General features: G+C 34.2%; 15 protein-coding genes. 14 read left to right on the top strand and 1 reads right to left on the bottom strand.

The features are described from left to right. The first annotated feature begins 44 nt into the window (after window positions 1-44). Window positions 45-623, top strand: coding sequence for a YceI family protein (locus PQO00_RS14345; protein WP_274185534.1), 579 nt, complete (start codon window positions 45-47; stop codon window positions 621-623). Window positions 624-631: 8 nt separating this feature from the next. On the opposite strand, the gene PQO00_RS14340 is transcribed toward PQO00_RS14345, so the two are convergent. Then, window positions 632-1,648: an LD-carboxypeptidase gene (locus tag PQO00_RS14340; protein WP_274185533.1), complete on the bottom strand. Its 1,017-nt coding sequence runs from the start codon at window positions 1,646-1,648 to the stop codon at window positions 632-634. Between the two features lie 180 nt (window positions 1,649-1,828). Here PQO00_RS14340 and metG point away from each other — a divergent pair, with 180 nt between their 5' ends. The 13 genes from metG to PQO00_RS14275 all read left to right on the top strand — a co-directional run bounded on the left by metG (window position 1,829) and on the right by PQO00_RS14275 (window position 16,822). Next, window positions 1,829-3,928 carry a methionine--tRNA ligase gene (gene metG, locus PQO00_RS14335; RefSeq protein ID WP_274185532.1) on the top strand — a complete coding sequence of 700 codons (2,100 nt, stop codon included), beginning with the start codon at window positions 1,829-1,831 and terminating at the stop codon, window positions 3,926-3,928. A gap of 20 nt (window positions 3,929-3,948) precedes the next feature. Next, entirely contained in the window at window positions 3,949-4,836 is an 888-nt protein-coding gene (locus PQO00_RS14330; protein WP_274185531.1) for a DUF488 family protein, read from the top strand. A 3-nt stretch (window positions 4,837-4,839) separates the two neighbouring features. Beyond that, window positions 4,840-5,658, top strand: a complete 819-nt coding sequence (locus PQO00_RS14325) for a hypothetical protein (protein WP_274185530.1) — start codon at window positions 4,840-4,842, stop codon at window positions 5,656-5,658. A 56-nt stretch (window positions 5,659-5,714) separates the two neighbouring features. Beyond that, window positions 5,715-6,233: a ferritin gene (locus PQO00_RS14320; RefSeq protein WP_274185529.1), complete on the top strand. Its 519-nt coding sequence runs from the start codon at window positions 5,715-5,717 to the stop codon at window positions 6,231-6,233. A 429-nt stretch (window positions 6,234-6,662) separates the two neighbouring features. Further along, the gene (locus tag PQO00_RS14315) at window positions 6,663-7,133 is read left to right on the top strand and encodes a lipocalin family protein (RefSeq protein ID WP_274185528.1); all 471 of its coding nucleotides are present in this window, start codon (window positions 6,663-6,665) and stop codon (window positions 7,131-7,133) included. A gap of 4 nt (window positions 7,134-7,137) precedes the next feature. After that, window positions 7,138-7,842: an OmpA family protein gene (locus tag PQO00_RS14310; protein ID WP_274185527.1), complete on the top strand. Its 705-nt coding sequence runs from the start codon at window positions 7,138-7,140 to the stop codon at window positions 7,840-7,842. A 200-nt stretch (window positions 7,843-8,042) separates the two neighbouring features. Further along, entirely contained in the window at window positions 8,043-10,169 is a 2,127-nt protein-coding gene (locus PQO00_RS14305) for a Tex family protein (protein WP_274185526.1), read from the top strand. 52 nt (window positions 10,170-10,221) lie between these two features. Further along, window positions 10,222-11,073 carry an AraC family transcriptional regulator gene (locus PQO00_RS14300; RefSeq protein ID WP_274185525.1) on the top strand — a complete coding sequence of 284 codons (852 nt, stop codon included), beginning with the start codon at window positions 10,222-10,224 and terminating at the stop codon, window positions 11,071-11,073. 711 nt (window positions 11,074-11,784) lie between these two features. Continuing rightward, window positions 11,785-12,333, top strand: a complete 549-nt coding sequence (locus tag PQO00_RS14295) for a carboxymuconolactone decarboxylase family protein (RefSeq protein WP_274185524.1) — start codon at window positions 11,785-11,787, stop codon at window positions 12,331-12,333. 47 nt (window positions 12,334-12,380) lie between these two features. Continuing rightward, the gene (locus PQO00_RS14290; RefSeq protein WP_274185523.1) at window positions 12,381-12,761 is read left to right on the top strand and encodes a cupredoxin domain-containing protein; all 381 of its coding nucleotides are present in this window, start codon (window positions 12,381-12,383) and stop codon (window positions 12,759-12,761) included. Window positions 12,762-12,895: 134 nt separating this feature from the next. Continuing rightward, window positions 12,896-13,492, top strand: a complete 597-nt coding sequence (locus PQO00_RS14285; protein ID WP_274185522.1) for a TetR/AcrR family transcriptional regulator — start codon at window positions 12,896-12,898, stop codon at window positions 13,490-13,492. A gap of 159 nt (window positions 13,493-13,651) precedes the next feature. Continuing rightward, window positions 13,652-16,030, top strand: coding sequence for an RND family transporter (locus tag PQO00_RS14280; protein ID WP_274185521.1), 2,379 nt, complete (start codon window positions 13,652-13,654; stop codon window positions 16,028-16,030). Between the two features lie 21 nt (window positions 16,031-16,051). Further along, window positions 16,052-16,822 carry an outer membrane lipoprotein-sorting protein gene (locus PQO00_RS14275; protein ID WP_274185520.1) on the top strand — a complete coding sequence of 257 codons (771 nt, stop codon included), beginning with the start codon at window positions 16,052-16,054 and terminating at the stop codon, window positions 16,820-16,822. Window positions 16,823-16,902: the final 80 nt, after the last annotated feature.

Below are 16,902 nucleotides of genomic sequence, written 5' to 3'. Positions count from 1 at the left end.
AAAATGACATGCCATGTGTTTAGTTTTACTGAAAAATATTAATCATGAGAAAAATCATTTTATTGGTAATAATTGGATGCTTTACGAGCCTTACAAATGCTCAAAAAAAGGTCGAGATAGATACAACTAAGAGTGTTGTAAAATGGACAGGCTCCAATCTATTTAAATTTAGCAAGCATTTTGGGACTGTGAATTTTATAAAAGGACATATCATTAAATCCAATGATGTTATTTTGGGGGGGTATTTCGAAGTAGATATGAATTCCATTATAAATACAGATGGAAAATATAACGAGCAGCTAGTATCACACTTAAAAAATGAGGACTTTTTTGATGTGGAAAAATATCCTATTGCTAAAATAAGGTTTGTTGAAGTTGTTGATAAAAATGTAAATACCATTAAGGTAAAAGCGAATCTCACTATTAAGGATATCACCAATGCCATTGAATTTGATATAACATTTAAAGTTGTGGATGGTCAATATGAAATGAATTCAAAATTTATTATTGATAGAACCAGATGGGGTATTGACTATAAATCGAAAGGTATGTTTGGAAGTGTTAAAGATGGTATTATTTCTGATGCTATTGAATTTGAGGTTGACTTGAAATTAGTAAAGTAAACTGGTTGTTAGTTTTCGAAAATGATCGAAGTCTGATTATTACCTACCGTCAATTTAACAGTTCTCCCCAAAATCATGGCCCGATTGTCCTTTTCGTGCCCTGCAGGCATATTAAATGCAATGGGGAAGCCATAATCGGATAAAGCATCTAAAATAAGCTGTTCAATAGAAGAGCCCCAAAGTGTGGTGTTCTTTCTAAGTTTGGTCATATCGCCAACAATTACCCCTTTACAGTTGTTAAAATAACCAGCACGCTTTAAACTTTGTAGCATACGATCTATATGGTATTTGTATTCGCCAATTTCTTCAATAAACAAGATTTTCCCGGAAGTATCGATGCTTGTTTTAGAGCCTAACATGGTATGTAACATGGTTAAGTTGCCGCCAACAATAGGGCCAGACGCACTACCCGTTTTATTGTATTTAGAACCTGGTAACGTATAGTTTAAAGGGGTTCCGAAAATAGCATCTTTAAATGTTGAAAGTGTCTCTTTAATCGTTCTTAAATCGTCTTGTAGACTAGTGCACATCATCGCATGAATAGATTGCACACCTTGATTATGGACCTGGTTATGGAGTGCCGTGATATCAGAATAACCAATAAGCCATTTTGGATGTTGCTTAAATTTGGTATAATCTAATTTATCCAGGATTCTAACGGTTCCGTAGCCGCCGCGGGCACACCAGATAGCACTTATTTTAGGATTGTCTAAAGCATTTTGAAAATCTTCACAACGTGCATCGTCCGTTCCGGCAAAATGATTGGCCTGATTAAATACATGTTTGCCAACAATGGCATGTAACCCCCAACTTTTTAAAAGCTGTTTGGCTTGTTCTACTTCTTTAGTTCGGTTTTTTAAAACACCCGAAGGCGCCACTATGGCAACCGTATCGCCCGCTTTTAAGTATGGTGGTTGTATCAATGTATTCGTTTTAGTTGCCAATGTATTTTGAGCTGAAAACTGTTTTTCCCAAAAGAAAAAAACAGCACAACATAATGCGGTAATTAATGAGATTTTCGACATAATGTAAATGTACATTTTTTTTCTAAATCGTAGTCAAAATGTGTACTTTTACAGCTTATTAAAAAACAAAACGTCATTCTGGACTTTTTTGGAAAAAAGCGTAAGAATCTGTAAAATTCTAATTGATATTAACAGATTGTCACGTCACTTCTCTCCTCACAATGACAAATATAAAAGCGGATGAACAAACCAAAACGATATACCATTACCACAGCGCTTCCCTATACAAATGGCCCTATTCATATTGGGCATTTGGCAGGCGTTTATGTTCCGGCAGATATTTATGCGCGTTATTTGCGATTAACGGGAAATGACGTTATACTAATTGGTGGAAGTGACGAGCATGGTGTGCCAATCACCATTAAAGCTAAAAATGAGGGCGTGACGCCACAGGATATTGTAGATAAATATCATGCCATTATTAAAAAATCGTTTGAAGATTTTGGAATTACCTTTGATAATTATTCGCGCACTTCTGCGGAGGTTCATCATAAAACAGCTTCAGAATTTTTTACCACTTTAAACGATAAAGGTGAATTTATTGAAGAGGTGACCGAGCAATTGTATGATACCGAGGCCAATCAGTTTTTAGCAGATCGCTTTGTCGTAGGGACTTGCCCTAAATGCGGCAATGAAGAAAGTTACGGCGACCAATGTGAAAACTGTGGCACAAGCCATAATGCCACAGATTTGATAAACCCGAAGTCTGCTTTAACAGGGAATAAACCTACTTTAAAACAAACAAAACACTGGTTTTTACCATTAGATAAGCACGAAGCTTTTTTAAAAGAATGGATTCTTGAAGGGCATAAAAAGGATTGGAAACCTAATGTTTACGGGCAATGTAAATCTTGGATCGACGACGGCTTACGTCCGCGTGCAGTAACCAGGGATTTAAATTGGGGCATTCCTGTACCAGCAAAAGGCGGCGAAGGGAAAGTGCTCTATGTTTGGTTTGATGCTCCCATAGGTTATATTTCATCTACCATAGAATGGGCAGAACGGGAAGGGAAAGATTGGAGGCCCTATTGGAAGGATCAAGACACTAAACTGATCCATTTTATAGGAAAAGATAATATAGTGTTTCACTGTATTATTTTTCCAGCCATGTTAAAAGCCGAAGGTTCTTATATCTTACCAGAAAACGTACCGGCCAATGAGTTTTTAAATTTGGAAGGCAATAAATTATCGACCTCAAAAAATTGGGCGGTTTGGTTACCGGAATATTTAAAGGAATTTCCAGATCAGCAAGATGTGTTACGTTACGCTTTAACAGCTAATGCCCCAGAGACTAAGGATAATGATTTTACCTGGAAAGATTTTCAGGCAAGAAACAATAATGAATTGGTAGCTATTTTTGGGAATTTCATTAATCGTGTTGTGGTACTAACAAACAAGTATTACGATGGTGTGGTTCCTACTCCAAATGCATTATCTCAAGTAGACGAAGAAACATTGGCTGCAGTAAAAGCCTACCCAGATGTCATATCTAGTTCTATTGAACGCTACCGCTTTAGAGAAGCGCAGCAAGAACTTATGAATTTAGCACGACTGGGAAATAAATATTTAGCGGACGAAGAACCTTGGAAAGTTATTAAAATAGATGAAGCACGTACACAAACTATTATGTATGTAGCCCTCCAAATAGCATCGGCCCTGGCTACTTTAAGCGAACCTTTTTTGCCGTTTACTTCTGAAAAATTAAAAAAGATGCTTTGCTTCACTCTGAATGACAAAGGCGAAAATGAATATCATGCTGAGCTTGTCGAAGCATCTCATTGGAACGAAATAACTTCAAAAGAAGTCTTACTTCCAGCTGGTCATAAAATAGGGAAAGCGGAATTGTTATTCTCTAAGATAGAAGACATAACCATCCAAGCACAACTTGATAAATTAGAAGCTAATAAAAAAGCCAATGAAACAGCCAACGCTGTTGCAGAACCACAAAAGGATACCATCACTTTTGAAGATTTTACGAAACTGGATATTCGCGTTGGGACCATTTTGGAAGCAGAAAAAATGCCAAAAGCAAAAAAACTATTAGTTTTAAAAGTCGATACAGGTATTGATGTACGAACGATAGTTTCGGGTATTGCAGAAAGTTTTACAGCCGAAGAGGTCATTGGAAAGCGTGTCACCGTTTTAGTAAATCTGGCACCAAGAGTATTAAGAGGTATTGAAAGTGAAGGTATGATTTTAATGACGGAAACACCTGATGGGAAGTTGGTATTTGTGAATCCAGATAATATTAATGTAGAAAATGGATTACAGATAAGTTAAAATTTAATTATATTTGGTTAATGTATTATAGAAGAAAAATAGTTTTGTCTCTTTTGCAGGTGTTTAATAATGAACTTGATAAAATACAGGTTCAGAAATTATTATTTCTATTTAGTAGATATAAAACAAAGAGAAAAACTTATGATTTTGTTCCTTATAAGTATGGATGCTTTTCTTTTCATGCTAATGCTGATTTATATACGTTAAAAAAATACGGAATTGTTTCAGAATCATCAAAGTCATGGAAAAAGTTAGATGAAACAAATTATTTAATTCAATTAGATAAAGAGGATAAAAAAATAATCTCTGATTTTGGCATTATTTATAAGAATAAGACAAATGACGATTTAATTGATTTGACTTATAAGCGATATCCATATTATGCTATAAATAGTATAATATCAGACAAGTATCTTTCTAATGAAGAAATGAAAAATTTGAACAATTACAGGTCTTTTGAAGATGAAACTATATTGTTTACTATTGGTTATGAAGGGATATCTTTAGAGCATTATCTAAATAAACTTATAAAGAATAACATAAAAGTTTTATGCGATGTTAGGAAGAATGCGTTAAGTATGAAATATGGTTTTAGCAAGAGTCAACTTAATAATGCATGTGAAGGAGTTGGTATTATATATATACATATTCCAGAGGTTGGTATTAATTCAGATAAACGGCGAGAATTAAATACTCAAAAAGATTATGATAAACTATTTCAAGAATATGTTTCTAATGATTTATCTAAAACAAAAAATTATCAAAAAGAGATTCTGAATTTGTTAAAACAAAATAAGCGTGTTGCATTAACTTGTTTTGAAGCAGATGAATGTCAATGTCATAGAGCACATTTAGCTAAAGCTATTTCGAATTTTAAAGAATTTGAATATAAAGTTGAACATTTATAATTTATGGCTGTTAAAAAGATTCTAATTACAGTCACTACTTATCCTCTTCCTTCTAGAAGTTATGATGAACTAGTTTGTACTGCTGGAATCTTAGAAGACGGTTCTTGGATTAGAGTTTATCCAATTCCATTAAGTTTTTTGAATCAGATTAAAAAAGACACAGGTTTTAAAAAGTATACTTGGATTGAATTAGATGTTAAGCCAAGGAATGATGATTTTAGACCAGAAAGCCATTCACCAAATAATTATAATGTTAAGATTATTAGTACTCTTGGCACAAAAGACTATTGGAAAGAGCGAAAATCAATTTGTTTAAAAAATGTTTATACAAGTAAAACTAAATTGCTCAACGACTCCAAAGACCCATTAAATGTATCGTTAGTAACATTTAAACCTACAAAGATTATAAATTTTATTGTAGAAGATGATGAAGAAGAATGGAAAGACGAATGGAAAGAGTTAAGAAAACAGACTGATTTATTTGAAGAAATAGAAAGTGATCCCGAAAAGTTAATCCCAAAAGTCCCTTATAAATTTTCTTATACTTTTGAAGATGAAGAGGGAATACCAAGTACTTTAATGATAGAGGACTGGGAAATATTTCAACTTTATTGGAATTGTCTTCGAAATGCAAAAGGAAATAAAGAAGTAGCTATTCAAAAAGTAAAGGAAAAATATTTTAATATATTTATAAGTAAACACGATGTTTATCTTTTTCTAGGAACAACTATGCAATGGCATAGAAGAAGGGCAAATAACCCTTTTGTTATAATTGGTACTTTTCATCCTTTAATCGAAGAACAATACAGTTTAAATTTATAGAGATTTCATTGACGTGGATTTTAATAATTATGTAACTTTACATAAAAAGAAACATCATGTTATCAAAAACCATAGAAGAAGCATTAAATAACCAAATAAGAATAGAAGCGGAGTCTTCTCAAATTTATTTGGCAATGGCATGTTGGGCAGAGGTGAAGGGCTTAGAAGGGGTCTCTAATTTCATGTATGCACAATCTGATGAAGAACGCGAGCATATGTTAAAATTGGTAAAATTTATTAATGAGCGTGGCGGACATGCAAAAATCTCCCAATTGGCAGCACCAAACGTCACCTTTAAATCCTTTAAGGAAATGTTCGAAAAATTATTTGAGCATGAAGTATACGTATCTCAAAGCATTAACGAATTAGTACACATTAGTTTACAGGAAAAAGATTATGCAACACATAACTTTTTACAATGGTATGTTGCCGAACAAATTGAGGAAGAAGCCGTAGCGCGTACCATTCTTGATAAAATTAATATGATTGGTGACGACAAAGGAGGTCTATATTTATTCGATAGGGATATTGAAAATTTAACCGTTACCACTGCAGCAACCAAAGCTACTGAATAATTTTAACAATTAAACTTATTTAGATTTAATAAAAATAAGCTATTTTTGCCACATTATCTAAATCTTAGATTCTGTTTTGGGCAAAAAAAAGAAGAAAAAGGCAATAAAAAAATTACAGCAACAGGGTATTATTACCACCAATAAGGTGAAAACCAGTTGTTGCAAGAAATTCAAAAAAGGCGAAAATAAGCGTTGTAAAAAATGCCCTTGTTTCGATCTGCTCAAAAAAGTGGCTTAGCTTATTTTTTAACTTCCAGTTTATCTTTTCATTTTATATTTTTATAAGATTGAATTCACTTCTTAAGTGACTCGTTCAATTAATCGGTGTCTAAATAATAACTGAAAACATTTTCAGAAAAATCACATAAAAACATCTGGATACCATAGAAATCCGTAAATACTGTTAGACATTAATTAAATTTTAATCCTATGAAACACACACTTCTTTTTTTAATTGCAATTAGTTTAATATCCTGCGGAACACCAAAAACCGTAAGGGCTTCAAAAAAAGTCATCAAAGGCAATTGGGAGCTAAATTCCATAACCTACAGTGAAAGAGGAACGTATCATGTTAATTTGCTTAATGAAGAGTCGAAAGAATGCTTTGAGGGGAGTACCTGGCAATTTGTTCCTAACAATAATACGGGGACATACAACATTAGTGGTGTAGGTTGTTCAAGTGGCATTCGTAATTTCGTTTTTACGATTCAAGAAATTGATCCACAAACTGGGCTTTATGATTTTCTACTTAAGCCAACCAATGAGAAACATAAATCTGATACCAATCAAGGTTTTAGGTTGAGGTTAACTTCATTGTCCGATACAGTGATGCAATGGGAACAAACTGTTACAGTTAACGGCAACCCTTTTACAATAACAATGAACTTTAATAAACAATAAAATAATGAGGACACTTTTAAATAAAATCGGATTAACCTTTTTAGCACTTGTATTGATTGCAAATCTAACAAATTGTAAAGCAGTGCAAAATGCAAATAACAAACAAAAAGGCGCAGTTATTGGAGCAACAGGTGGTGCTATTTTAGGTGCCATTATAGGCAATAATATAGGCAAAGGCGGTAATGGCGAATTAGGAGCTGTTATTGGTGGAGTTGTTGGAGGAACTGCAGGTGTGCTTATTGGAAATAAAATGGACAAACAGGCCCAGAAAATAGAAGAAGAAATTCCAGGAGCACAAGTAGAGCGTGTAGATGATGGCATTGTAGTGACGTTTGATGAAGGTAGTGGTGTTTATTTTGATACAAATAAATATAATATTAATGCAGCCTCACAAGAGACATTAAACAAATTAACAGGTGTTTTTAGAGAATATCCAGATACAAATATTTTGGTTGTAGGTCACACTGATAATACGGGTGATGCGGACTATAACATGACTTTATCCAAAAACAGGGCTTACGCTGTTACCAATTACCTTAAAAATAAAGGTCTTAGTTCTGGCAGGTTTACTACAAATTGGTTTGGAGAAACACAGCCAATAAACGATAACTCCACGGCAACAGGTAGAGCAAAAAACCGACGTGTTAATGTCGCTATTTTGCCAAATGAAAAAATGATCGAAGAAGCCAAAGCAGAAGCGAATAATTAATCGAAAAGAATTCCTCGACGCTTTGCGTCGGGCCTAAGAGCTGGCAAAGGCAGGGTTTCCGTTTCCGACATAAATTTGCTTATAAGGAAATTTAAATCAGAACTGGAATAAAAGAGCCATTAAACTTGCATAAATCTCGTTTTCAATGTTATTTTTGAAAACGGGATTTTTTTTGCCTCTCAATTAATTAGAACAGATAAATGATAGATATTTTAAAGTTTATAACTTCACAGACACAACTCCCAGAGCAATCTGTAAAAAACACGATAGAATTGCTCAACGAAGATTGTACTATTCCGTTTATTTCACGCTACCGAAAGGAACGAACAGGTAATTTGGATGAGGTACAAATAGGAGACATCGTAAAATATAAAGAACAATTTGAAAGCTTAGAAAAGAGAAAAGAAGCCATTTTAAAAGCTTTGGAAGAACAAGCTGTTTTAACGCCCGAATTAAAACAAAAAATAGCATCCGCCCAAGATTTAACAACGCTTGAGGATATATACTTGCCCTACAAAAAAAGCAGAAAGACCAAAGCGGAAACGGCGCGCAAAAACGGATTGGAGCCTTTGGCAAAAATCATCATGAGCCAGCAAGCAAATGATGTGGAATCGATTGCATTCAAATATATAAAAGGCGACGTTAACTCTGTTGAAGAAGCTTTAGAGGGCGCCAGGCATATTATTGCCGAATGGGTAAACGAACGTGCCGATGTTAGAAATAATATCCGTTATCAATTAGAGCGCTTTGCAATGATTTCCACGAAAGTGGTAAAAGCAAAAGCAGATGATGAAACAGCTCAAAAATTCAGGGATTATTTTGATTGGTCCGAGAGTTTAAGCAGAATCCCGTCACATAGATTATTGGCTATATTAAGAGCGGAAAAAGAAGGCTTTATTCGGGTTAAAATAGAAATTGATAACGATAGGGCTTTAGATAAAATAGAAAGTAGAATAATTCGTAGCAATAATGAGTGTGCAGATCAAATAGAGCTAGCTATTAAAGATGCTTACAAGCGTTTATTACTACCATCGTTAAGTAACGAAGCCTTACAAATAGCTAAAGACAAAGCAGACGAATCTGCTATTCATGTATTTACAAAAAATTTAAAGCAGTTATTACTAGGGTCACCATTGGGTGAAAAACGGGTTTTGGCTATCGATCCTGGATTTAGAACGGGTTGTAAAGTGGTATGCTTAGATGCACAGGGACAATTAAAATATAATGAAACCATTTATCCGCATCCACCAAAAAACGATGCAACGGGCGCTATGAAAAAAATAAGCTCATTGGCAGATGCTTATAAAATTGAAGCTATCGCCATTGGTAATGGAACAGCATCACGAGAAACGGAAGCATTGATTAGAAAGATCCATTTTAAAAATGACATTCAGGTTTTTGTAGTAAGCGAAGCAGGCGCGAGTATTTATTCGGCATCCAAAATTGCACGTGAAGAATTCCCCGATTATGATGTTACAGTAAGGGGTTCGGTGTCTATTGGCCGTCGTTTACAGGATCCCTTAGCGGAATTGGTTAAAATTGATGCAAAATCCATTGGAGTAGGACAATATCAACATGATGTCGACCAAACAAAACTTCAAAAATCGTTGGATGGTGTCGTAGAGCACTGTGTGAACTCCGTTGGCGTAAATATAAATACGGCAAGTAAAAGTTTATTGAGCTATGTGTCTGGGATCGGTCCAAAACTAGCAGAAAACATTTTTAATTTCCGTAATGAAAATGGGGTGTTTACATCAAGAAACGATATTAAAAAAGTACCGCGTTTAGGGGGCAAGGCTTTTGAGCAAGGTGCTGCTTTTTTAAGAATTAAAGGCGCAAAAAACCCGTTAGACGATTCTGCCGTGCATCCGGAAAGTTATACCGTGATTACAAAAATGGCTAAAGATTTAGGAAAAAGCATTCAAGATTTAATAGGTAATGCCGAACTTCTTAAAAAAATAGATTTAAAAAAGTACTGTACAGAATCTGTTGGATTATTAACACTTGAAGATATTATTAAAGAGCTTGAAAAACCAGGGCTGGATATTAGAGAGCAGGCCAAAGTATTCACCTTTAATCAGCATATAAAAACGATATCAGATTTAAAAACAGGTCAATTGCTTCCCGGTATTGTTAACAATATTACCAATTTTGGCTGTTTTGTAGATATTGGGATTAAAGAAAGTGGATTGATTCATGTATCAAACCTGTCGGACGCCTTTGTAAAAGACGTTAATGAGCACGTAAGTTTACATCAACAAATTATAGTCAAAGTGTTAGAGGTCGATATTACGCGAAAGCGTATTCAGTTAAAATTGCATAAATAATTATTTACAGCTCAGTTTGTAATGTTATTGTTTTCTATGAGACCTAGTAAGCATGACACATTTATTTTCTGAATTTTCTACCAATGCTATCTTAAAAGTTGGTAACGAGTCGCTTTTAGAATCCTACAAACACTCTAAACAAGTAGCATTGTTTACATTTATAAGAACCAAAGTTTCGAAAGCAGAAATTATTGTAGACAGTATGCCCTTTACCATGGCGCCCCATAGTGTTTTGGCATTGACCAACATTCAATATTTGCAATTCATTCAGGGCGAAGATTTAGTTGTATATCAATTTAACAGGGAGTTTTATTGCATTAAGGACCACGATCAGGAAGTAGGCTGTGCAGGGTTGCTTTTTTTTGGAAATGAACACCTGTCCCTTATTCATTTAGATGAAAAAGAGCAGGATAAATTTAATACACTCCACGAGGTATTTGTAGATGAATTAGAGACTAAGGATAACATTCAGGCAGAAATGTTGCGGATGCTTATGGCCAGGTTTATTATAAAGAGCACACGCATACTTAAGGCTAAAGGCCGTACAGAAGATGAGACCTTCGCTATTGCAGATTCCAAAATAGACTTATTAAGGAGTTTTAATATGCTGGTAGAATCGCATTTTAGACAAGAGCACAGTGTCCGTTTTTATGCGGATAAGCTCTTTAAATCGCCAAAAACCTTATCCAATACATTTGCCAAATTAAATACCAGTCCGTTAAAAATAATTCACGAACGTTTAGTCCTTGAATCAAAACGCCTCCTAATTTATACCGATAAGACAGCCAAAGAAATTGCTTTTGAAATTGGCTTTGAAGACGCTTCACATTTAAGCAGATTGTTTAAAAAACACACTTCCATATCTCCTTCAGATTTTAAAAAGCAGCTTAAATCCACTTCTTAAACCAAATAGATTTTAAAATAATTTAGAATATAGCGTGCATAGATGAATAATAAAATTTAAGCAAGCCTAAGCTCAATGTCATTAAGTTAAGGCCGTAATGTCAGTCTGAGCGCAGTCGAAGACCTATTGGAGTTCTAGTTTTTATTAGCATTTCGACTGCGCTCAATGTGACAAATAAAGAACAAATTTCCTTAACTTAATGACATTGGCCTAAGCTACGGTTCTATACCCAGTCAAGCTGAGCATATGGTTTTATTATGAAATATGTGCGCGATAGAAATGAATTATTAGTGTTATTTTAAAGTTTATTTGGTATGAGGCAAAATTGACAAGCTTTAGGGAAATACATTCATTTTACAATACCTTCTTGTAACGCATCTTTGTACTGTATAATTTAAACAGTAAAAGTTATGAGATTAAAGCATATATCCATTTTCAACTTAATTGAAATATTTAGGTATAATAGAAACAGGACACTTCACACCATTAGTCCTAAAACGCATTGCGAACAAAAACATATTCACGATTTCTATTGTGATGCAGAGAGACCCCATATTGATGATAATATTTTACCCTAGAAATATAAAAGGGAAAAATTGACAATCATTAAGGAAGAACCTACATGGTATAACCTTTTATATGGTCGCACCTTTGTACCAGAATTACAAACAACAAAATTTAAGAATAATAAATATTAAAAAATTTAAAATTATGAGCACATTTAATGTACCAACAAGAGAAGACGTTAGCGAAAACAATCAAACCATTTTCGATCATTTAAATAAGTCGTTAGGGTTTGTGCCAAATTTATATGCCACTTATGCGCATAGCGATACAGCATTAGAAAATTACTTAAACTTTTCGAATGCAAAAACATCACTATCAATAAAAGAAAAAGAGGTTGTTAGTTTAGCTGTAAGTGAAGTCAATGCATGTGTTTATTGTTTATCCGCACATACTGCTATTGGAAAAATGAATGGATTTACAGACGAACAAATCTTGGAATTAAGAGCTGGTCAAGCTTCATTCGACCCTAAATTAGATGCTTTGGCGCAATTAGCTAAAAATATAACAGAAAACAGAGGAAATACAGAAGAAGCTGTTTTAGAAAATTTCTTTAAGGCAGGATATACCAAAGGGAACTTAATTGATACTATTTCTTTAGTAGGAGACAAAACAATTACTAATTATATACACAAAACAACGCAAGTACCGGTAGATTTTCCAGTGGCGCAACCATTAGAAACTGTAGCTGTATAACAGGTAATAATTAATAGATAATCACAATAATAAATTTTTTAAATATCATGAAAAAAATCATTTCAATTTTAGTAATCACATTAGCATTTACATTGAACACGAATGCTCAAGATGCCATGAACCATGTAAAAACAGTATCCCTGGAGCAAACTAAAGGGGAGTTTACCCAAAAAGCATTAACATTAAGTGAAGGGTCTTATGTTTTTGAAGTAGCAAACAACCATGCTGCCAAAGAAGTAGGCTTGGTACTGGTACCTAAAGGGAAAGATGCAAGCAAGCCAGAAAACCATATTAAAACAGCATACGTAACCACAGTGGTTAAAGAAGGTAAGGTCGAAAAAACAAATGTTACCAAGTTAACAAAAGGAGCGTATGTTTATTTTTGTCCGTTAAACCCAACACCCCAATACACACTTACGGTTAAGTAAGTCGTTTTTTTGATTGATTGATGGTAAAAAAGGTTGCTCATTTGAGTAACCTTTTTTACGTTTATAAAAATTTAACATTTAAAATTTGGATTTACTAGACGAGTGGTCATATTTTTGCACTGAACTTTTAATTTATGCTTAAAACCGTAAAACATGACGCCAAAGCAGATTTCCTTTTAGAAAAGGGAATGGAGATTTTATGGAGTAAAGGGTATAATGGCACGAGTGTAAATGACATTGTTAAGGCAGCCGATGTACCAAAAGGTTCTTTTTATTTTTATTTCGAATCTAAAGAAGATTTTGCGGTAAAGGCCATAGATAAGTATTTTGAAGCACATTTTGCACCTTCTATAGCTATATTAGAAGATAAATCTATAGTGCCCAAAGAACGTCTTTTGGGTTTTTATGAATATAGAGCAGATATTTTAAAAAATGAGATGGCATGTAAACTGGGTTGTTTGGCTTCTAATCTTGGAAGTGAAATGGCAGAACACAATGAAAAGATAAGACATGCTATTTTGGTAAAAGAACAATCAGTTTTATCATTAATAACGAGTGTCATTAAAGAAGCTCAAGAATTAGGAGAAATTAAGAAAACTATAAAAGCAGAAGTTATTGCTGCTTTTATTGAGGATGCAGGAAAGGGGTCTATGATTAGTATGAAAGAAATGAAAAGCTCGGTTCCTATTGATAATTTTATGGTTATGGTTAAAGACATACTTTCATCGTAATTTTTTTTGATGTATTAATAGTTGACTGGTCAACTATTGAGACTGTTAACTTTTTGTCCCCTATATAGATATATAAATCGTCTTAATATTAAAGATCAATTATTAACCACAGACCAGTTCAATATATAATTGACCGGTCAACTTTTATTAAATTACTATATGAATGCAATTAAAAAGGCAGGAAATGCTGCCAATGTTTTTACCAGAAGTTGGGCCAACTTCGTAATTAAATTTAAATGGCCCGTACTATTGGTTACGTTAATATTAGCCATAGGATTAGGTTCTCAAGGGGGTATGGAGTTTGATGGCGACTATCATGTTTTCTTCAGTAAGTCGAATCCAGAGTTGGAAGCCTTTGATGCTTTACAAGAAAAGTATACCAAAGACGATAATGTTATTATTGTGCTTTCCCCATTAAATGGTAATATATTCACCAAAGAGAATCTTACTGCTATAGAAGAATTAACGGCAGAATCATGGAATACACCATATTCGTCTAGGGTCGATGCAGTAACTAATTTCCAACATACAAGTGCCGTTGGCGATGATTTGTATGTGGATGACCTATCTTATGAAACATCTTTAAAAACCGATGCTGAGATTTTAGAGATCAAGGAAAAAGCTTTAAAAGAACCATTGTTGGTCAACAGAATTCTTAATAAGGAAGGCAGCGTGACGGCTATAAACATAACTGTTAGGCTTCCTGGAGAGAATTTAAACGAAATTCCTGGAGAAGTGACCCCTTTTGTTAGAAATATGATTTCCGACTTTAAGGAAAAGCACCCAAATTTTGAAGTACATACTTCTGGTTTAATACCGATGAATACCGCTTTCTTTGAATCTTCAATGAACGATATGGGACTAACTATGATTATGTTGATTATAGTTATTATAACAACATTTATATTGACCAGAAACATTTGGAGTACTTTGGCAACTTTAATTATAGTGATATTTTCTATAATGAGTGCCATTGGTTTTGTTGGGTTAATGGGCATTAAATTAACACCGCCATCCTCCGTATTTCCAACCATGATTCTTACGTTAGCTGTTGCAGATAGTATTCATATACTTGTCACCATGCTTCAAAAAATGCGTAAAGATGGGCTTAATAAAATAGATGCCTTAAAAGAGGCTATACGGTTAAATTTCATGCCCGTATTTATTACAAGCTTAACAACAGTGATCGGGTTTTTAACCATGAACTTTGGAGATGTCCCGCCATTTTGGGATTTAGGAAATATTACAGCTTTTGGTATGGCCATGGCTTTCCTCTACTCTACCACAACGTTACCTGCATTAATGGCTGTTTTACCAGTGAAGTCCAAGGCCAGAAAAGAAGCCACCAAAGCAGGTAAAAATTGGTATGTCGGCTTAGGTAATTACGTCGTGGAACAACCTGTAAGATTAACAATCATCTCTTTTTTAGTTATAGGCGGGCTTACGTATCTAGCTACTAAAAATACATTTAACGATGAGTTTGTAAATTATTTTGATGAAACGGTGCCATTTAGAACAGATACCGATTATATAAGGGATAACCTAACAGGTATTTATAATATAGAATACTCCATAGGAAGTGGTGAAAGTGGCGGCATCAACAATCCAGAATACCTTAAAAATTTAAATGCCTTTGAAGACTGGCTAAATGAACAACCAGAAGTGATACATGTCAATGCCTTTAGTGAAGTAGCCCGACGCGTCAATAGATCGATGCACGGAGACAACGAAAGTTTTTATCGTGTACCGGATAATAGAGATGAGGCAGCGCAATATTTACTGCTCTATGAATTGTCTTTGCCTTTCGGGTTGGATCTAAACAATCAAATTAACGTAGATAAATCTGAAACTCGTGTAACGGTAACAGTCGATAATATTACAAGTGCCGATATGATCGCTTTTTCAAACAAGGGAGAAACCTGGTTAAGAAATAATACACCAGAGGCTATGCATGCCATTGGCGTAAGTCCAACATTAATGTTTTCTAAATTAGGATTTAGACAAGCAGATAGTATGTTTAAAGGTAATATCGTTGCCCTTATATTAATCTCTATAGTGCTCATGTTAGCTTTAAGGAATTTTAAATTGGGCTTGCTAAGTATCATCCCGAATGTTACGCCTGTTTTGGTTGGTTTCGGTATTTGGGCATTATATAAAGCACAAATAAATACGGGAATGGTCATTGTATTTGGGATGACACTAGGGATTATAGTGGACGACACCGTGCATTTTATGAGCAAGTTTTTAAGAGCCAGACGCGAGTTAGGTTACGATGCTAAACAAGCTGTGGTATATGCTTTTGAAACCGTTGGTAAAGCACTTGTAACGACAACCATTGTTTTGCTGGCTGGTTTCTCAGTGCTCTCTACATCATCATTTGCCTTGAATAGCTATATGGCCAGAATAACGGTTATCATCATTTTAGCAGCCTTAATAATAGATTTTATCTTATTACCATCATTATTGATTCTTACAAGCAAAAAAGAAGCAGTCGCAGTAGAAAAAGTAAAAGAAGCACAAATAGCCTTCGATAAATAAATCAATTAAAAACATAAAAAAATGAAAAAAACAATTTTTGTAATAACAGCATTAATCACTTTAGGTATCCAGGCACAAACGCCAGAAGAACTCGGGTTAGAAATTGCTAAAGCTGCAGAACAAGCAGATTTGGGATTTAATAGCTCTACAGTGAACTTAAAAATGACACTTAAAAATAAAAACGGACAAACCAGTGAACGTTCGCTCACAACAAAAACATTAGAACTTCATGAAGATGGTGATAAATCCCTTATCGTTTTTAATAGTCCTAAAGATGTTAAGGGAACATCCACACTCACATTTACACATAAGGTTGGTTCGGACGACCAATGGTTGTTTTTACCATCTATTAAACGAGTGAAAAGAATTTCATCTAACAATAAATCAGGGCCTTTTGTAGGGAGCGAATTCGCATATGAAGATTTATCGTCGCAAGAAGTTGAAAAATATAAATACAAGTTTATTGAAGAAAAAGGAAGCCTTGTCGTTGTTGAGCAAGACCCAGTAGATCCAAAGTCTGGATACACAAGACGCTTAGTAACCTATAATAAAGACAAAGGATATCGTTTTGAAAAAGTGGAGTTTTACGACAGAAAAAATGCACTATTAAAAACATTGGTTTACAGTAATTATAAAATTTATAAGAACAAATTTTGGAGAGCTGGTACGTTTGTTATGAAAAATCACCAAAGTAATAAAGAAACGATCCTCGAGTTTAGCGACTATGATTTTAATGTAAATCTTTCTGACGAAGATTTCACCCAGGTCGCACTAAAAAGAATAGGAGGTTAGACTAACTCAAGTAAAGCAACACCATATAGACTAACTTTTCCCAATGTTCTTTGTTAGTTAGTTGGTTAAAACAGGATTAG

Origin of the sequence: Flavivirga sp. 57AJ16, from assembly GCF_028736925.1 — a bacterium.
Lineage (GTDB): Bacteria > Bacteroidota > Bacteroidia > Flavobacteriales > Flavobacteriaceae > Flavivirga.
This window is presented reverse-complemented; position numbering and strand designations above follow the sequence as displayed.

Excerpts from the sequence above, each read along its gene's own strand:
- PQO00_RS14320 (WP_274185529.1), top strand. The coding sequence starts at position 5,715 with ATGTTATCAAAAACCATAGAAGAAGCATTAAATAACCAAATAAGAATA.
- PQO00_RS14275 (WP_274185520.1), top strand. The coding sequence starts at position 16,052 with ATGAAAAAAACAATTTTTGTAATAACAGCATTAATCACTTTAGGTATC.
- PQO00_RS14280 (WP_274185521.1), top strand. The coding sequence starts at position 13,652 with ATGAATGCAATTAAAAAGGCAGGAAATGCTGCCAATGTTTTTACCAGA.
- PQO00_RS14285 (WP_274185522.1), top strand. The coding sequence starts at position 12,896 with ATGCTTAAAACCGTAAAACATGACGCCAAAGCAGATTTCCTTTTAGAA.
- metG (WP_274185532.1), top strand. The coding sequence starts at position 1,829 with ATGAACAAACCAAAACGATATACCATTACCACAGCGCTTCCCTATACA.
- PQO00_RS14315 (WP_274185528.1), top strand. The coding sequence starts at position 6,663 with ATGAAACACACACTTCTTTTTTTAATTGCAATTAGTTTAATATCCTGC.
- PQO00_RS14310 (WP_274185527.1), top strand. The coding sequence starts at position 7,138 with ATGAGGACACTTTTAAATAAAATCGGATTAACCTTTTTAGCACTTGTA.
- PQO00_RS14330 (WP_274185531.1), top strand. The coding sequence starts at position 3,949 with ATGTATTATAGAAGAAAAATAGTTTTGTCTCTTTTGCAGGTGTTTAAT.
- PQO00_RS14345 (WP_274185534.1), top strand. The coding sequence starts at position 45 with ATGAGAAAAATCATTTTATTGGTAATAATTGGATGCTTTACGAGCCTT.
- PQO00_RS14325 (WP_274185530.1), top strand. The coding sequence starts at position 4,840 with ATGGCTGTTAAAAAGATTCTAATTACAGTCACTACTTATCCTCTTCCT.
- PQO00_RS14290 (WP_274185523.1), top strand. The coding sequence starts at position 12,381 with ATGAAAAAAATCATTTCAATTTTAGTAATCACATTAGCATTTACATTG.
- PQO00_RS14340 (WP_274185533.1), bottom strand. The coding sequence starts at position 1,648 with ATGTCGAAAATCTCATTAATTACCGCATTATGTTGTGCTGTTTTTTTC.
- PQO00_RS14305 (WP_274185526.1), top strand. The coding sequence starts at position 8,043 with ATGATAGATATTTTAAAGTTTATAACTTCACAGACACAACTCCCAGAG.
- PQO00_RS14300 (WP_274185525.1), top strand. The coding sequence starts at position 10,222 with ATGACACATTTATTTTCTGAATTTTCTACCAATGCTATCTTAAAAGTT.
- PQO00_RS14295 (WP_274185524.1), top strand. The coding sequence starts at position 11,785 with ATGAGCACATTTAATGTACCAACAAGAGAAGACGTTAGCGAAAACAAT.